This is a genomic window from Stenotrophomonas pictorum JCM 9942 (assembly GCF_001310775.1).
In the GTDB taxonomy this organism is placed as follows: Bacteria; Pseudomonadota; Gammaproteobacteria; order Xanthomonadales; family Xanthomonadaceae; genus Stenotrophomonas; species Stenotrophomonas pictorum.
In genome coordinates this window covers 1-890 of record NZ_BAZI01000681.1, presented here as the reverse complement: position 1 = coordinate 890, position 890 = coordinate 1, and the positions used below count along the sequence as shown (strand labels likewise).

General features: G+C 63.4%; 1 protein-coding gene. It reads left to right on the top strand.

From position 1 onward, the window contains the following. Positions 1 to 888 (top strand): elongation factor Tu (tuf, locus tag JCM9942_RS17025; protein WP_054661013.1); only part of this gene is annotated, 888 nt, incomplete at its 5' end. Positions 889 to 890: the final 2 nt, after the last annotated feature.

Genomic DNA, 890 nt, shown 5'->3' with positions numbered 1-890 from the left:
GCGATCCTGGTGTGCTCGGCCGCTGACGGCCCGATGCCGCAGACCCGTGAGCACATCCTGCTGTCGCGTCAGGTCGGCGTGCCGTACATCGTCGTGTTCCTGAACAAGGCCGACATGGTGGACGATGCCGAGCTGCTGGAACTGGTCGAAATGGAAGTGCGCGAGCTGCTGTCCAAGTACGACTTCCCGGGCGATGACACCCCGATCGTGTCCGGTTCGGCCCGTCTGGCGCTGGAAGGCGACCAGTCCGAGATCGGTGTGCCGGCCATCCTGAAGCTGGTCGATGCACTGGACAGCTGGATCCCGACCCCGGAGCGTGACGTCGACAAGCCGTTCCTGATGCCGGTGGAAGACGTGTTCTCGATCTCGGGCCGCGGCACCGTGGTGACCGGTCGTATCGAGCGTGGCGTGATCAAGGTGGGTGAGGAAATCGAGATCGTCGGTATCCGTCCGACCGTCAAGACCACCGTCACCGGCGTGGAAATGTTCCGCAAGCTGCTGGACCAGGGTCAGGCAGGTGACAACGCCGGTCTGCTGCTGCGTGGCACCAAGCGTGATGACGTCGAGCGTGGCCAGGTGCTGGCCAAGCCGGGTTCGATCACCCCGCACACCCAGTTCGAAGCCGAAGTGTACGTGCTGTCGAAGGACGAGGGTGGCCGTCATACCCCGTTCTTCAAGGGCTATCGTCCGCAGTTCTACTTCCGTACCACCGACATCACCGGCGCTTGCGAGCTGCCGGAAGGCGTCGAGATGGTGATGCCGGGTGACAACGTGAAGATGTCCGTCACCCTGATCAACCCGGTGGCCATGGACGAAGGTCTGCGCTTCGCGATTCGCGAAGGCGGCCGTACCGTCGGCGCCGGCGTGGTCTCCAAGATCACCAAGTAATA